The following is a 15,856-nucleotide window of genomic DNA, read 5'->3' as shown; positions in this document are numbered from 1 at the left end:
AATCTATTGTTGGGTTGATCTTCCTATTGTATATTAGTAGTAAGAAGATTAGTCGATTCATGAATCCCTTCATGAGGTGAGAAACATGTACAAAATACTGGTTATCGAAGATGATGTGATGATGAGCGATATGCTGTCCATGTACATGTCTGAAGAGGGCTACGAAATTAAACAAGCTGCTACCGGCGGGCTCGGATTAAAGCTGCTGGAACAGTTCGAGCCGGACGTCGTTCTACTCGATCTCATGCTGCCTGACTGGGATGGTACAGAGCTGTGCCTCCAAATACGCCAACACTCCTCGGTTCCCATTATGATTGTTTCTATGAAATCTGAAGTGTCTGAACGCGTCCAAGCACTGCGTGCAGGCGCAGACGATTACTTATGCAAGCCCTTCTCCATGCACGAACTGAGCGCTCGCGTTGAAGCGCTCATTCGCCGAGCGAAGCTGATGCAATCGGCGGTTGCGGAAGGGGCACTTCAATCCGAGAACGACAATGAGAAAGCAGAGACGACAATCAGGCTGGATTCGGAGCGGCGATTGCTGCTCGTACGCGGTACGCTTGTCGAAACGACCTTCTCTGAGTTTGAGCTGATGAAGCTCTTCCTTACACATCCCGGAAAAGTATTCAGCCGAGAAGATCTAATTAATGCGATTCGAGGGTTTGACTCCTTTGTTACGGACCGAGCAATCGATGTACATATCGTGAATCTACGACGCAAACTAGAGAAGAACCCGAAGGAGCCGCACTATATCCGTACCGTCTGGGGAGTCGGGTATAAGTATGTGACTGAGGTGGAATCGGTTCATTAACAATTCGAACCTGTTGCGGTTATTGGCAACAGGTTCGAATTAACAATGCAAAAAGCAGCGCATCATTGAAGCGCTGCTTTTTTCATGAAACAAACCATATAATGACAGAAATAACAGAAGCTCTGTGCCGGGGCACGAAACTCATGCGGCAGAGCGCTTTTTTATGCGTTTTTTTAGCTAAAATTAATGCAGTAACCTTACATAGCTACTTTATTCCTACTGTTTTTATGTGATAATTTACCTAGTAGAGCAATGTTGGAATTAGGTCGGAAGGACGGGTGATTGGAGATGGAAGTCAGGGATCCATTCTCTCAGCGGGCTGCTTCGCAGCGCCGTGGGAATGTGCCTGCTGATCAGGTATATGATTCGCTAACAGGCTTGCCGGGACGGAAGGCTGCATTTGCGATGTTGGCAAGAGCAGTTTCCTTGGCAAGAAGCTGCAATAGAGGCGTGCTTACGGCGCTAGTAGATATGGATCGCTTTTATCTCATCAATGAAACCAGAGGGACGGCCTTCGGCGACGAGGCGCTTCGTCAAATGGCCAATCGTCTGTGCGAGCTTACGCATTGGTCGGGCTCGGTGTTTCGGCTAATCGGCAATACATTCCTCTTATTCCGACTCGTGAAAATGGACGATGCGCCAATTGAATCGGACAAGCTCATCGAGGAGCTAAAGAAGACGGCGGAAGATTGGCTGGAGGTCCGCGGACAGAACCTGCAGCCATTCTGCAGTATCGGTGTAAGCAGCTACCCTGCAGACGGCGAGACGGCAGAGCGGCTTGTTCGTCATGCCGAAACGGCGCTTCAGCAAGCGAAGGCTGCAGGCGGTAACCAGGTTGTCATTTATGCGGAGGACGGTGCTGCGCAGATCCTACGCACTGAAGCTATCAGAATCGCGCTGCGTACCGTCCTGCAGAGCGACGAGCTGTCGCTCTATTATCAACCTCTATACGAGGTGCATGGGCGATTGAGAGGCTTTGAAGCGCTTCTGCGCTGGCAGCATCCGCAGCTGGGTTTAATCATGCCGGAGGAATTTGTTCCGCTTGCCGAACTGAACGGCCAAATCGTGGACATCGGCGAATGGGTCATCCGCGAGGCATGCGGGATGCTGAACAGAACCGGCGCCAGAGGACTGACGAACATGATCATATCGGTGAATCTATCGCCGAACCAGCTTGTTTCGCCGGATTTCGTCGGGTCTTTGCAGCGCATACTTGAAGATACAGCGACGTCGACAGCAGGCTTGGAAATTGAAATTACCGAGAGAAGCATGATCGATTGCGGTGAGAAGGCTTGCGCGGTTCTGGGCCAGCTAAGAGATTTAGGCATCCGCATTGCATTGGATGACTTCGGTATCGGATATGCTTCATTGACTTATTTAAGGAAATTGCCGCTGCACACGTTGAAGCTTGAAACTTCGTATATCAGGCATATTTGCGATCAGCATGCGGACAGCGCTATCGTAAAGGCGTTGATCGCACTTATGCATGAGCTGGGTCTTGAGGTTGTAGCGGAAGGCGTTGAGCACGAGGGACAGCTGGAGCTGTTGAAGCAATGGGGCTGCGACTTCTATCAAGGGTACCTGCTCGGCATGCCGATGCAGGAGGAAGCGATCGGTACGCATCTCCTTCAGCTGCAGTCCGTGTAATAAAATAAAAGGGCAGTCTGCACGAGCGCACATTCGAGTTGTCGAATATACGCCATCGTGTATGGACTGCCCTTTTCGCTATGATGTATGCAAGCCGGAGGGGGAGTCCGTTAGCACACTTCCAGATATAGCTTTGTACCGTCGCTGTATTGTAAAATAGCGACGTCACGAATCATTTCAACCGACTTGATTCGTTTCCACTTCTTACGGAAATCAAAGTTGTATTCCATTTCCAACAATTTATTATGCAGGAGCTCCATATAGGAAAGTTGCTCGGATGGGTAGTGGACTGGAACGGAACGATTTTTGAAGGTAATGACCTTTGTCATTGGGAATGCGCCTCCGTTTACTTTAATAACCTCATTGTAAACAAAATCTTTTAGTCGCTTATAAAATCGAAATGAGACTTTTGTTTGATTTACTCAACCTTTTCTAACAAATTACAACAAATTTCGGCATGCTGAGCAGGGGGTAATGGTATTATTTGCGAAGAGGTACAATATTAATCCACCCATGTGTCATTCCACCAAATATAGGGTAATAACCAACAATCGGAAGGCAGGGGGATCACGTTTTGACTAATGCAAAAGCATTGTTCGCCAATATCAGTTTGCTCATCGCGCTCGCGTATTTGTTTGATTTGGGGTATAGATACCTTTTTCAATACGCGTCGAACCGTGTCAAATATGGTCTAACGATTGCGATGTTCATAATCGGCGGTTGGTGTGCGATGGCATTCGGACCGCGGATGGGCGATTTGCACTTACTCGATCTGCGCATAGCGCCGCTTATCATTGCAGTGCTCGTATTCCCGTCCCCGCTCGTCATCGCGCTGATCGGCGTCGGCATCGGCTTCGGGCGGTTATTTCTCGACTTTGATGAAGCGGCTATAGCAGGGTTCCTGAACATGGCAATCGTCGGACTCGTAAGTGCTTGGTTAAGCAACTGGCTGAAATGGAAGCCGTGGCGATTCGTTTGGAAAAGTACGGCCACCTTACTTGTAGTAAATGTAGTGTATGCCTTAATTGTGACCGTGACGCTGCTTCATCTGGATCTCATGAGTGTGCGTACGTACTGGCTGGAGTTCGGCATCTACGCGCTGCCGCTGCGACTCTTGTTATGTGCGCTGCTGATTTTTATCATTCGCGATTTCCAGAAGGAGCAGCAGCGGGTCGACGAGCTGCGAACCATGAATATGCTGCTGCGCAGACAGACGCGCGAGCTGCGGGAGGCTAAGCGCGAGGTCGAAGAAAAGGCGCGCGAGCTGATGCTGGCGAGTAAATACAAATCCGAATTTCTGGCGAACATGTCGCATGAGCTGAAGACGCCGCTAAACAGTATTATTTTGCTGTCACAGTTAATGCAGGAAGAGGATACGGATCGGTATAGTGCCGAGGATGTTCGGTACGCGGAGCTGATCAATGGGGCAGGGAACGATCTGCTGCAGCTGATCAATGACATTCTTGATCTCTCCAAGGTGGAAGCCGGGAAGATGGATATTAACTTCGAGCCGTTATCGATCGAAGAGCTTGTCCAAACGCTGCATCAGCAGTTTCTCCCGGTTGCGGGACAGAAGAAGCTTCTCTTCGAAACCGAAATTTCTCCGGCTGTGCCGGAGGCTATGCAATCCGATGCGCTGCGGGTCAATCAGATCTTGCGGAACCTGTTGGTGAATGCCTTCAAATTTACGGAATCGGGCTCTGTTAAGCTCGTTGTCAAAGTAGAGGGAGGCGTGCCGATCGAGCCGTCTGCGCTGAAGAAACGAACGCTCCGGAATTGGAATCCGGTGTCGTGGGGCCGCCCGGCGGTGCGAGTGGTGCCTCCGCAACGCATTTTGTTCTCCATTATCGATTCCGGCATCGGGATCGAAGCGGAGAAGCAGCAGCTGATCTTCGAGGCGTTCCAGCAGGAAGACGGCTCCATCAACCGCAACTATGGCGGGACGGGGCTTGGCCTGTCGATCAGCTTGCAATTGGCCCGGCTGCTTGGCGGAACATTGTCGCTCGAGAGCCGTAAGGGCGAAGGCAGCAAGTTCACGCTGCGGCTTCCGGTTACGCCGTATGGCGGCGTGCCGATGGTAACGCAGGAGTAGGAGCGGAGGCCGTGCCGCTGTGCGCGCAGTTTGCGCCGGTAGACTGCGGCATATGATGCATCTAAAATGAAGTGTTGCATATTGTGTGCAGCTTAGATGCCACATTCGCTCCGTTTTCCCCGAAATAAGGCTCTCACGATTCGTTAGAATCGAGAAGGGGCTGTTTGCAGACAAGGCTCCTACAATTCGTTAGCGCATAACAGCGCTGGCTGCAAAAGGTCAGATTTTCAAATCCAAAAGTTCCGCTTGAAAAAGGGCTCACCGCTGTACGTTAACCCCGTGTTTGATCACGGGGGATTCTTGCTCCATAGGGGGCTCGCAGCGGTGCGGGATGAATGCCGGAAAGAGGATTGACGGTGAGAAATGGTTGCAGTATATTGAAAAAAGCAGCAGTTCTATGGAGCAATTGCAGTCACATGCTGGTGTAGCTCAGGGGCAGAGCAACGCACTCGTAATGCGTAGGCCGGGGGTTCAATTCCCTTCACCAGCACCATATCCGGCTATCAATGGCGCGGCTTCCGAAGTTTCGGAGGTCGTGCCTTTTTGCGATTCCCATATGGCTGAAATCGTGACCCGCGAGTGCAGATGAAACAGCGGCTATTATACCGTCATGACACGAAATCGGCTATAAGAGGTAGGCTGATGGAGGGGAAGGCGATCGACTACGCGGAAACAGCGGCTTTCAGGTTATGCGATAGCCACGGGAGTCTTGTCTTATACTAGAACACCTCTCCTTTCATAGTGTATTGTAGTTCGTTTGAAAGGAGGAAATCAGGTGTCAATTAAATTGAAAGTGAAGAGTGTTCAGAAGGTTTCTGCAAAATCGAAATCTCGGAAATCCAGCAGCGCGCGTGTTTCCAACGAGCAAGTGATGGGAAGCAGAAGCGGCAGCCATTGTTGTAACCAACGTGATGGCGCTGTAGAAGGTATCCAAGAGGCAGGTGCAGATCTTTCCGATTTGTTCTGTCAGCTTCGTTCGCCGGTTGTAGCTGCTAAGCTTGTTCGTGCGATCCGCTGCAGAAACCGTAAAGTAGTTGAAGAATTGATCGGCTCCAACTGTAATGTTGTCTGTTTCTTCCACCAAGGCCGGATGGCTTGTGTACGCATTTCATGTGTGTTTGGTAACTGCTGCGACGTCCGCATTACATTCGACATTTGCGTATCGATGGGAAATTGTAACAACTTCTAAATTTGATTGGCGAACCGTCTTCCTCTGTAAGGGCTGTCATCACTTCGGTGAGGCAGCCCTTATTTTATGATGAACCTCTCCCATGACACAGGCATAGACTAACTGGAAATGGACGTTTGGCATAGGAGGGGACAGGTATGCCGTTTATTCCGAATTTTCCGTCAGCGCTTCTGCAGGAGCATGTGCAATGGCACCATGCCAATCATCACGATGATCCGTCGCAGCTGCCGGCGGGCTATGGCGCGAAGTTCATGCAATTCCATCGTTATTTTATCAATAAAGCGCTGCAGTGGTACTCTCAACAAGGGTATGATCCGCAGCTGGTCGCGCCGTGGCAAAGCGTGCCGGAGGCGATCCGCAACACCCGCTGTTATAACAAATCGGCCGAAGCGCGCCTTTTGAATAACTTACAGTCTTTCAGCTCGCTCGATCAGCTCGGACTGTTTATCGAGGGCTCGAATTTACATGGATGCATTCATCAAGAGGCGTCTAGAATTTTTGGCGAAGACTTTCTGAATGATTTCGATTTAGCGCCTCAGAGCACGTATTTCTATCAAATCCATGGCATGCTTGATCAGTTTTATAAGAGGTGGGAGCAGTTGGCGGGGCAGAACGGCTTCGTAGGAGGCGGCAGAGGGGCAAGCTTGACCCGGAAGTCAGCATCCACGGGAAACCGGGGGCGAGTCAGTTTAAATTCAGCTGGGAGTCAGACCGGTAGAGGCCCAAAAAGGCGGAGTTCCGGCCTGCTGCTCACAAATGGAGCAGCAAAGCACGGAATACGCCTGAATAATAGCTTGAAGGCCGCGTTACGAAGTCAGAGGCCTTCACTTGCACCGTCGAAGGGAGCTGCTGACGATCGGGGCCAAGCCGGAAACCGGCCGCCGCTGCAAGATCCAGCTCTCCATCAAACAGGGCAATCATCTCTTCGAGGTCGGCTTCGTACACCCCGGCCACTTCTTCGGCTTGCAGGGTCAGCGACCCGAGCGGCGCGTCATAAACGAAACCGTACACCTCGCTGACCTCGCGGTCAACAAACGCTGTACCCTTGGCGAAGCCCGCAGCTTCTTTGCGCGCTTCGCCAAGCGGAATAAGCGCTTCGAACGGAACGGAAGCGCCGAGCTCCTCTTCAATTTCGCGCGCAGCATCGCGCATCGACTCGCCGGCCGTCAGATGACCGGCCGCCGTAATGTCGTAGAAGCCCGGGTACGTATCCTTGTCCGAGCTTCGCTGTTGAAACAGCACCAGCTTGCGATCGCCGTCGCGCCGCGCCAGCCAGCAGTGAATGGAACGATGCCATAGTCCTCGCGCATGTACTTCACTGCGAGGAGCCGTTCCGAGCCATGCGCCGGCTTCGTCGTAAATGTCGAAGTGCTCCTCTTCGGAAGCGTGCCCAAGCGCTGCCATCGGACTAGGACAAGCCTTCTTGAAGCTCGGCCGGCTCATCATTCAGATGAGAGGTACAATGGCCGCAGCGAGTAGCTTTGATAGGGATCTTGGACAAGCAGTAAGGGCATGTCTTATCCGTTGGCTCGGCCGGCTTCTCTTCCGTCTCTTTGGCATTGAGGCGGCGAAGGGTATTGGCCCCCTTAACAATCAGGAAGATACAGAAGGCGACAATCGTAAAATCAAGAATGACGTTAAGAAAATTACCGTAAGCGATTTTCACGGAATCATCATCGGACAGAGGGATAAATTTATCAGTCAGGTTGACGTTGCCAAGCAGCTTGCTGATCGGCGGCATAATGATGTCGTTGACCATGGAGGTTACAATTTTGCCGAAGGCGCCGCCGATGATTACGCCGACTGCCAAATCCAGCACGTTGCCGCGGACGGCAAATTCGCGAAACTCTTTTAAAATTTTAACCATAAGTTCACTCCTTTACTTGCAATATTATAGCGCACCTCCCACCTCAGGAACAGTCCGGATGTCATAGGAAGGGTATTCCTGCACTTTCCTGGCGAAGAAAAAAGGATAATTTGGGAAAATGTCGAATTCCACAGCAAGCAGACTTCCACAAAAATCTATCGTTATCGGAGAATCATAATGAGTGAACTAATGATTGGCGATAAGTGGATGCCGTTGATGCTGGCACTCACCATCAATTTATTTGCCTCCATCACGATGTACAGCATGATCGGTCACCTCCAAATACTCCGTGTCATGCGGCAATATTGGCTGCTTAGCGGTGCGCTTGTTTATGGACTCGGTTTGTGGGTAAGCCATTTCATCATTTTACTGACATCAGACACCATGATTCTTATAGACTGGACCATCATTGTTAAACTGTTCACCATAATGGCGAGCGCTTACGGTTCCTTCCGGCTGCTGGGCTCAGGGTTACCGCATACGATTCGTTTGCTGGGCTGCAGTTTACTGATGGCACTCGGAACGAGCTCTTTGATTTATTCCACGCTGCTAAGCGTGCAGGTGGAAGGCTACAGCATCCATTACCAATTAGCATCTTTTTCGTTTCTGTTTAGCTTCCTAGGGACAGCGTGCTCTTTCTATATCTTCGAGCGGAAGAACGGTTCCATGCTGCTCGCAGGCTTACTGCTCGGTTTCACGGGCATTATTATGCAGCTGTTAGGGCTGGAAACGGTCACCGTAATCTATTCGGTCGTGCTTACCGCAGATCGACTGAACGATTACATGCAGCTGCTCTCCATTGTGCTTGGTCTGGCTACGTTGGTCATCTTCGTATTCAGCCTGGTAGCCCGTTATGTAGATCGTCGTTATACCTCTATGAATGAGCGCTATAAGCTGCTGGTGGAAACCTCCATCGATATGATCGCGATCATTCATGATGAGAAATGGGAATATATTAACCGGTCCGGACTCCAAATGTTTGCGGCGGACAGCGAGGCTGATATGCTCGGCAAGCCGGTCTACCAGTTTCTGCAGCCCAAATTTCATACGGTTCTCAAAAGAATGCTTCAAGTGACGAAACAGCGGGTTCGGCAGAGCCCGATCGAGCTGGATTGGTTCACGGTGCAAGGGAAGCCGCTGCATACGGAGGTCATTGAGACCAGCACGAAGCTGTCGGGCAAGCAGGTGTTTCAAATCATTATCCGAGACATCTCGGAGCGCAAGAAGAACGAGGAGCTGCTCATTAATTCCGAGAAGCTCTACGTGGCCGGCCAGCTGGCGGCAGGGATCGCGCATGAAATCCGCAACCCGCTCACTTCCTTGAAGGGTTTCCTGCAGCTTATCGCATCCGGGCGCAATAACAGCAAGAACTATTACGACATTATGAAGTCGGAATTGAATCGGATCGAATCGATCGTGAGCGAGCTGCTGATGCTCTCCAAGCCGCAAATTTACGAGCTGGCTTACAAGGACATCCGGTCCATTATGGCGGATACGATTACGCTGCTGGAAGCACAGGCGATTCTGCACAATATTGAGATAGAATCGAATTTGGGCGAGGAAGCGCTGTGGGTGCGGGGCGTCGAGAATCAGCTCAAGCAAGTGTTTATCAATGTGCTCAAGAACGCGATTGAGGTCATGATGGACGGCGGGAAAATTACCGTTACTTGCTTGCGTGAAGGCAATCGCATTATCGCGCGCATCGCGGATCGGGGACCCGGTATTCCGCAGAACCAGCTTGCGAAGATCGGTCAGCCGTTCTATACGACGAAGGAGAAGGGCACGGGCCTGGGGCTGATGGTGACTTACAAAATCGTAGACAATCACCAAGGCAGCATCGAAGTGAAAAGCCTTGTAGGGGATGGAACGACATTTGATATCATCTTGCCCTTTCAGATTCCGGCAGAGGTTACGGATGTTGAGGTTTGGAATAAGGTGACGCCGATTCATCGGCTGCGCCAAGAAGACGAAAGCGCATCATGAGCGTATCATGATGCGCTTTCGTCTTAAGCTGCATAGAGGCAGCCGGTTACCGCAGCAAGCTAATGCGGTTGCCGGCTGCTTCTGCGTATAAGGGAGTGGCGCCGGCTGGCTCGCCGTCACCGTAGATTCCTATCGGCTCTGCACCCGACCTCTGCTGAGCCTCGACAGAAACGACCTTGCCGCGGAGCATCTTTACATAGGGAAGGTGAACATGCGCGCCGCTAAGCAGCGTAGGGAACACGCGCAGCATTTGCAGCGGAGTGCAGGTGTGGATCACGCACACGTCCAGCAAGCCGTCGGTTGGCGAAGCATCGGGGCAGATCCGCAAGCCGCCGCCATAAGCCGGAACGCTGCATACGGCCGCCATCCAGCCGCGCTCGAAGTCGTGTGAGGTCCCGTCTACCGTCACCGTAATCGGACGGGGGCGATAGGACATCAGCATCTGGAAGAGGCCGATGACATAGGCAAAGGAGCCAGCCCCGAACAGGTTGCAAATTTTCTTATAGGCGGAGCGATTGACGGCTGCGGCAATTGCGGCGTCGAAGCCGACGGCGAGTGCGGTAAGTACGGGACGCATCGTCGGCTGTCCGTCTGCTGAAGCGCTGCGCAGCCGGATGAGATCTATGGGTAAAGCGCTTTCGCAACTGAGGATGCGATTGAGTGCCTCGATCGGCTCCGCAGGAATATGAAAGGCGCGCGCAGTGTCGTTGCCTGATCCGGAAGGGATGATGCCAAGCGGCACGCCGCTCTCATATAAGGCAGGCAATATGCTGTGGATCGTACCGTCTCCGCCGATAACAACGACAGCGCGAACTGCCGAACGCGCTGCAAGGTTGCCGGGCGATCCGCCGCCGGCAGGCATATCAGCTGCACCGTCCGTGCTGCCCCCTGAGTATAACGCGAGCTGCTTGCGAATTTCTGCGCATGCTTCCTCAGGCGATTGAGCCAAGATCGCTCGGTACGGGAGCTTGCGGCGCTGCAGCTCAGCTTCTGCGAGCTTCCATACTTTCTTGCCTCGGCCCCCGCCGGACTTGTCATTTACGGCAAAAATCCACATATGTTTGACGCCTCCTCTGATGTGCTCATTATAAAGGGGGAGAAGCAGGTTGAAAACTTCTTTTTGTTGAAGAATCGGCTATAATACTTGAGTGTTGCAAAAAATTCGGAGGACTCAAGTATAATAGCGAAAGGAGGCGAGAACAGAGAGATGGCAGAACCTTTGAAATTGATGTATGACATGCCGTTTCTGCGGCGATTTGCGGAGCTAACCGCATCCGAATGGCCGGCCTTCGAACGTGAACGCTTCGCGCTGCTTGTCACCGGCGAAGGCTGGGAGGAGCTCGAGCTCAAGGGTCGAATCCGCCGAATTACGGAATCATTAGGGGCGGTATTGCCCGCATCTTATCCGGAGGCTCTGGATGTGCTGCTTGCGATTCATGAGCGGTGCGCCGGATTTCCTTATTTATTCTTTCCCGATTTCGTAGAACGCTATGGACTCTCCGATTGGGAGCGTTCCATGCATGCGCTGGAGAAGTTCACGATTCAATCGACGGCAGAGTTTGCGATCAGGCCGTTTCTGCTGCAAGAGCCGGAGCGGACGATGGGGCGAATGATGGAATGGGCTCGAAATGATAATGAGCATTTGCGCCGACTGGCCAGCGAAGGCTGCCGACCGCGATTGCCGTGGGCCCAGGCGCTCACCATGTTCAAACGTGATCCATCCCCAATCATTCCGCTGCTGGAGCTGCTCAAGTGCGATCCATCGCTTTATGTGCGCAAGAGCGTCGCGAACAACCTGAACGATATCGCCAAAGATCATCCTGACGTCGTAAAAGCAATTGCTGCGCGCTGGAAGGGCCAACATACGCTCACAGACTGGATCGTACGGCACGGATGCAGGACCTTGATTAAAGCAGCCGATCCTGAGATTATGGCGCTGTTCGGCTATGAGGAAGGGGCAGCGCAAAGCTGCGTGGATGCCGCTGAAATCGAGGTCATGCAAGAGAGCGTCAAGATCGGCGGAATCGTCGAGGTCTGGTACGCTCTGCGGCTGAGCGATTCAACAAGCGAACCGATTAAGCTTCGCATTGAGCTTGGCGTCCACTATGTGAAGGCAGGGGGCAAGGTGTCGCAGAAGCGGTTCCTGCTAAGCGACAAGCGCGCAGCGCCGGGAACAAGATTGGCCGGCGGGAAGAAGCTGGACTTCACGGACTTAACGACCCGTAAGCATTATCCGGGACTGCACCGGCTTGAGCTGGTGGTGAACGGGGCTCCCGTAGCTGAATCAGCAGTAATGGTCTACGCTTCGGCCGATGATCATAACGAGAATGGGAGCGAAGCAGAATGACCATTGGCGCACGCGTGTTGAAAACAGGCCTCGCGGTAGCGCTGGCGGTATATCTGAGCAATCTGCTGGAGTTTCCTTCCCCGATCATCGCGGCCGTAGCTTCCATATTTACGATCCAGCCTTCCATCTCACGCTCTTGGCAGCAGATTGTGGATCAGCTGCAAACGAATGTGCTTGGAGCCATCGTGGCCCTTGCAGCCGTTCGATTATTCGGACAAACCCCGATTGCGGTTGGTTTGGTCTGCATTATCGTCATCCTGATCAGTATTCGGCTCCGGATGGAGAATACGATCGGGCTGACGCTCGTGACTGTAGTAGCCGTGATGGAAGCCAATCAAAAAGGCTGGCTGTTTGCGGTGGAACGTTTCCTCATGGTACTGACGGGAATGGGGGCCGCCTTCGCGGTTAACATTCTCGTCATTCCGCCGCGTCCGCGCAAGCTGTTCACCGTTCAAGTGCAGGAAGCGTACACGCAATTATCGTTGCTGCTGCGCATGGCGATTTCCAATGAGATGCGCGAGGATGTGCACCGCAAGGAGAAAGAGAAGCTGCAAGGAACGCTGCGCAAGCTCGACGAGGCTTATCTGTTGTTTGAGGAAGAGCGCTCGCTGTTGCCGCAGCGCAGGCAGGCGCGTGCACGGCAATTGATTCTTTCAAAGCATCTCATCAAAGCGCTTCATCAAGGCGTCGATTTGCTTGAGGTTGTGGAGGAGCATTATTTTTCGGCCGCGGGGGCAGAAGCTTGGGCGCAGCGATTCGATCGTCAGATCGAAGAACTTACGAAGTACCATGAGCAGATCCTGCTGAAGATTGAGGGAAAAATGAAGCCGAGTGCTGCGATCGAACCCGAGGAAGAACGTGAAGCGAGGCTCATTAATCAGCTGACCGATTATATGCGCGACGACCCGGACGAGCATAAACGGCTTGTCTTCGTCGCATCTGCCATGCTGGAGTACGCGTACCACTTGCGCCGTTTGGAACGTGTGTCGGACCAGGTACAGCAGCGAGCAGACTAGTTCATAACGAGAAAACGCCCTTGTACCGGTGCTTGGCGCCGGATACAGGGGCGTTTTAAGGTTTACTCCAATTTATTCGGTTTGGCCGGATGACGCTTAGGATGCTGAAGATGAGCATCGTGGGCAGTGGCATCCTTCTTCGGATAGAGCCGAGGATCGGTCTCTCCGTTTGAATGGTTTTCCATATCGAGCTGAGTGAGCTCCCACTCGGTTGTGCCTAGCATCGGATCTGCCGGGAACACTTCACCGCGCGCGAGCTTCTCCTCGCGGCCCCACTCATTCTTATATACACCGTCTACTTCAACCGGTTCACCGGACATGGGATCCATCTGAAAATGGCCTTTTTCTTCGCTCATAACGTTCTCCTCCTGATGAAAAGACTACAGCCCGTGCTTCGTTACAGCGGCACTGTCAGCTTCGGATTGCGCCCTGCTTGCTTGCGCTTTGCCTGCTCCTGTTCGATCCGCCTTAGACTGTGCCTTACTCGCTTTATTCTGCAAGTGGGACGGTTGTTCACCTGACAATCGTGATCGCCTCCTGATTGCTGTTAGTCGTGAGAATCCATTAACAGTTTGCCACAGGGGGAACGAAACTATGTGCGAATGGAACCATTGGAGACCGTTTGCGAAAAGCGATTAGATCAGTCGCAGCCCGCAAGAAGGGCACTCCTGATGCAGATGAGTGACGGGATCGCCGCAAGCCGGGCAAGGCTCGCTGAAGGGCTCGTCCGACGAAGCAGCGCGAGCTGCCGCGCTCTCTTGTTGTCCGCTGTTGGCGGGATCAGCTTGAACGGGGGAAGCGGTGCCGCCGAACAGCGCTTCCACGAATTGTTTGATTTCGGGATGTTTGCCTGAATCATCTGTCGATAAGCGAATCATAAAAACCATGGCTGCGACAAGTCCGCCGGCAATAAGCAAGACGATGCCGGTTGCTACTACATTCATCATATACGCGGACCCTCCCCCGGGTTATTTCAGATGATAGCGCGACTCCAGCTTCTTGCCGCCAAACCACATGACGACGAGCAGCACGAGCGTAATCACGATGCGCCACGGTTCTTCGAGCAGATCGCCAATATTAAAGCTGAGCAGCGATACGCTGAAAATCATGACCGCTTTACCCAGAAGAATAGCAAGCGCAAAGGAACCGAAGGAAATCCCGCTAAGACCGGATACGATATTTATGATGGCTGAAGGCGAGAAAGGAAAGCAGGCAAACAGAAAGATCGGCGTAAAGCCGCGGCGCTCAATAAAAGTGAGCAGCTTCGAGGCTCTCGGGAAGCGGCGGCGAAGCCATCCGCTGAAATGGCCGCCCAGCTTGCGCGCGAGCCAGAACACAAGAATCGATCCGACGGATACGCCAAGCCAGGAGTAGAATGAGCCGAGCCACAGCCCATAGATATTAGCATTGGCCGCAACGAATACAAGCAGCGGCAGAATCGGCAGGAACGATTCTGCCAGCGGCAGCAGAATACCGGGCAGCGGTCCGTAAGCTTTGTAGCTTTCCAGCGTTCGCTGCAGGTGTTCAAGGTCCATTTTCTTAAAGGAGTCAATCAATTCTTGCAAGACATTCATTCCGTGTTCTCTCCTTGCTATCATCACGTTTTGCCGTGGCTGCTGTCTTTAAACGCACGGAATGGGAACCAAATGTAGAAAAAACCGATCAATGCGTACATAATTCCGCTGTACCAAAGCACGGCAGATTGCCCCTGCCATGTAGCCAGCGTGCCGCCGACAACAGGACCGATCATCCCGCCAATGCCCTCCACGGTCGAGAAAATGCCCCAACCGAGTCCCTGCTGCTTAGGAGGCACATAATTGGCCAGCAGCGCATTCCAAGCAGGGAGCAGCGTGGCGTAAGATAAGCCGAGGACGGCCGTAAGCACGATGCATTGCCACATAGGCGGAGCAAGCGACAGGAGGTAAAGGGCAACGCCGATCATAACGAAACCGAAGACGAGGAACCACTTCTTCCCGCCAAGGATGTCCGATAAGCGTCCCAGAGGGATAAGACCGACTACGGTGCAGGCGCCGCCTGCGAGTAAGAGCAGCGAGTATTGCGCGCCGTTCATCCCAAGCTTGTTCTCGGCGAAGCTCGGCAGAATCGGAACAAGCATGCCCGCACCCATCGTTTGAAGCACCATTCCGGGCAGCAGCAGACGCATATGCCGCAGACGTTCCTTTAGTATTACGAGCTGTTCGCGCAATGGTAGCGAAGAAGTTGCGCCATCCGATTTTTGGTTACTGATGAACAGGGAAAGCAGCCAGCAGAGAAGGGCCATGCCAAGCAGCAAATAATAGGTCCAAGCGGTGCTGTGATCAAGCAAAATATTCGTCACAATCGGTCCGGCACCGATGCCGACGAACCAGATCGTGTAGAGAAAACCCATCTGCATGGCCCGGCGATCTTCGGAAACCTTCGTTAGGCAGACGATCCATATCGGCGATATGCCAACGCCATATAAAGCGGCAGCGGTAATGAACAGCCAAGGCTGCTCAGCGAATTGAAGGAGGAATATGCCGACGAGTGAAGCAAATAGGCCGGTATGCACGACAAACCGGATGGAGAAACGATCAAGCAAGTAACCGATGGCCATCTTGAGCGCGGTGTCGGTTAAGTAGTGGGCGGTAATTGCGATGCCAATGATGTCGAGGGATAGACCCAGCGTCTTCTCTCCGAAGATCGGAAGGAAGCTGATCAATGCGGCGCCGCGGACAAATTCAACCAGAAATAAAATGACCGAGAACAACACGATTTCGCGGCCGAATAGACGAGTAGTAATGATGTCACATCCCCTTTGGGCAGGTTAGTCGAGCACTTATCACCAGCGGGCAGACGTCTTCTTCATTATATGCAAGCTGGAACAAAAATCCAAGTTACGCCTCCGCAACTGGTAAAGCATAG

The 15,856-nt window shown here is 52.6% G+C and carries 16 protein-coding genes and 1 tRNA gene; 8 read left to right on the top strand and 9 right to left on the bottom strand.

Translation table 11 applies throughout. The features are described from left to right. The first annotated feature begins 85 nt into the window (after positions 1-85). On the top strand, positions 86-811 hold the full coding sequence (locus tag BM412_RS24640; RefSeq protein WP_091224192.1) for a response regulator transcription factor: 726 nt from the start codon (positions 86-88) through the stop codon (positions 809-811). Between the two features lie 288 nt (positions 812-1,099). Then, positions 1,100-2,458 carry a putative bifunctional diguanylate cyclase/phosphodiesterase gene (locus BM412_RS24635; protein WP_143111694.1) on the top strand — a complete coding sequence of 453 codons (1,359 nt, stop codon included), beginning with the start codon at positions 1,100-1,102 and terminating at the stop codon, positions 2,456-2,458. A gap of 110 nt (positions 2,459-2,568) precedes the next feature. Here BM412_RS24635 and BM412_RS24630 read toward each other — a convergent pair whose 3' ends face one another. Beyond that, on the bottom strand, positions 2,569-2,787 hold the full coding sequence (locus BM412_RS24630) for a hypothetical protein (RefSeq protein ID WP_091224188.1): 219 nt from the start codon (positions 2,785-2,787) through the stop codon (positions 2,569-2,571). A gap of 245 nt (positions 2,788-3,032) precedes the next feature. Between BM412_RS24630 and BM412_RS24625 the strand changes: the two genes are divergently transcribed. The 3 genes from BM412_RS24625 (at position 3,033) to BM412_RS24615 (ending at position 5,739) form a co-directional block, all read left to right on the top strand. Next, positions 3,033-4,550 carry a sensor histidine kinase gene (locus tag BM412_RS24625; protein WP_091224186.1) on the top strand — a complete coding sequence of 506 codons (1,518 nt, stop codon included), beginning with the start codon at positions 3,033-3,035 and terminating at the stop codon, positions 4,548-4,550. Positions 4,551-4,968: 418 nt separating this feature from the next. Then, positions 4,969-5,043, top strand: a tRNA-Thr gene (locus tag BM412_RS24620). Positions 5,044-5,325: 282 nt separating this feature from the next. Continuing rightward, on the top strand, positions 5,326-5,739 hold the full coding sequence (locus BM412_RS24615; RefSeq protein ID WP_091224184.1) for a hypothetical protein: 414 nt from the start codon (positions 5,326-5,328) through the stop codon (positions 5,737-5,739). Positions 5,740-6,489: 750 nt separating this feature from the next. On the opposite strand, the gene BM412_RS24610 is transcribed toward BM412_RS24615, so the two are convergent. Together BM412_RS24610 and mscL are read right to left on the bottom strand one after the other, a co-directional pair. Continuing rightward, entirely contained in the window at positions 6,490-7,143 is a 654-nt protein-coding gene (locus BM412_RS24610) for an NUDIX hydrolase (RefSeq protein ID WP_091224182.1), read from the bottom strand. Positions 7,144-7,147: 4 nt separating this feature from the next. Then, a complete protein-coding gene (mscL, locus tag BM412_RS24605; RefSeq protein ID WP_091224180.1) occupies positions 7,148-7,606 on the bottom strand; it encodes a large conductance mechanosensitive channel protein MscL in 459 nt (152 codons plus the stop codon). A gap of 177 nt (positions 7,607-7,783) precedes the next feature. Here mscL and BM412_RS24600 point away from each other — a divergent pair, with 177 nt between their 5' ends. Beyond that, a complete protein-coding gene (locus BM412_RS24600) occupies positions 7,784-9,589 on the top strand; it encodes an ATP-binding protein (RefSeq protein ID WP_091224178.1) in 1,806 nt (601 codons plus the stop codon). A 46-nt stretch (positions 9,590-9,635) separates the two neighbouring features. Here the strand turns inward: BM412_RS24600 and BM412_RS24595 are convergent, their stop codons facing one another. Then, positions 9,636-10,646 carry a diacylglycerol/lipid kinase family protein gene (locus BM412_RS24595; RefSeq protein ID WP_091224176.1) on the bottom strand — a complete coding sequence of 337 codons (1,011 nt, stop codon included), beginning with the start codon at positions 10,644-10,646 and terminating at the stop codon, positions 9,636-9,638. Positions 10,647-10,796: 150 nt separating this feature from the next. On the opposite strand from BM412_RS24595, the gene BM412_RS24590 reads away from it, so the two are divergent. Continuing rightward, a complete protein-coding gene (locus BM412_RS24590) occupies positions 10,797-11,936 on the top strand; it encodes a DNA alkylation repair protein (protein ID WP_091224174.1) in 1,140 nt (379 codons plus the stop codon). Beyond that, positions 11,933-12,952, top strand: a complete 1,020-nt coding sequence (locus tag BM412_RS24585; protein WP_091224172.1) for an FUSC family protein — start codon at positions 11,933-11,935, stop codon at positions 12,950-12,952. The genes BM412_RS24590 and BM412_RS24585 overlap by 4 nt, the downstream gene beginning before the upstream one ends. Before the next feature lie 62 nt (positions 12,953-13,014). Here the strand turns inward: BM412_RS24585 and BM412_RS24580 are convergent, their stop codons facing one another. The 5 genes from BM412_RS24580 to BM412_RS24565 all read right to left on the bottom strand — a co-directional run bounded on the left by BM412_RS24580 (position 13,015) and on the right by BM412_RS24565 (position 15,704). Then, positions 13,015-13,308: a transposase gene (locus tag BM412_RS24580; RefSeq protein WP_091224170.1), complete on the bottom strand. Its 294-nt coding sequence runs from the start codon at positions 13,306-13,308 to the stop codon at positions 13,015-13,017. A gap of 24 nt (positions 13,309-13,332) precedes the next feature. Beyond that, the gene (locus tag BM412_RS32245) at positions 13,333-13,476 is read right to left on the bottom strand and encodes a hypothetical protein (RefSeq protein WP_177246070.1); all 144 of its coding nucleotides are present in this window, start codon (positions 13,474-13,476) and stop codon (positions 13,333-13,335) included. A gap of 111 nt (positions 13,477-13,587) precedes the next feature. Continuing rightward, complete coding sequence (locus tag BM412_RS24575) at positions 13,588-13,899, bottom strand: hypothetical protein (protein WP_091224168.1); 312 nt, start codon at positions 13,897-13,899, stop codon at positions 13,588-13,590. A 21-nt stretch (positions 13,900-13,920) separates the two neighbouring features. After that, the gene (locus tag BM412_RS24570; protein ID WP_091224166.1) at positions 13,921-14,526 is read right to left on the bottom strand and encodes a TVP38/TMEM64 family protein; all 606 of its coding nucleotides are present in this window, start codon (positions 14,524-14,526) and stop codon (positions 13,921-13,923) included. Positions 14,527-14,549: 23 nt separating this feature from the next. Next, the gene (locus tag BM412_RS24565; RefSeq protein WP_371264857.1) at positions 14,550-15,704 is read right to left on the bottom strand and encodes an MFS transporter; all 1,155 of its coding nucleotides are present in this window, start codon (positions 15,702-15,704) and stop codon (positions 14,550-14,552) included. Between the last annotated feature and the right edge of the window lie 152 nt (positions 15,705-15,856).

Origin of the sequence: Paenibacillus sp. BC26 (assembly GCF_900116125.1) — a bacterium.
Lineage (GTDB): Bacteria > Bacillota > Bacilli > Paenibacillales > Paenibacillaceae > Paenibacillus_Z > Paenibacillus_Z lignilyticus.
Note: the sequence above shows the minus strand (reverse complement) of the source record. Positions and strands in the feature narration are given on the sequence as shown.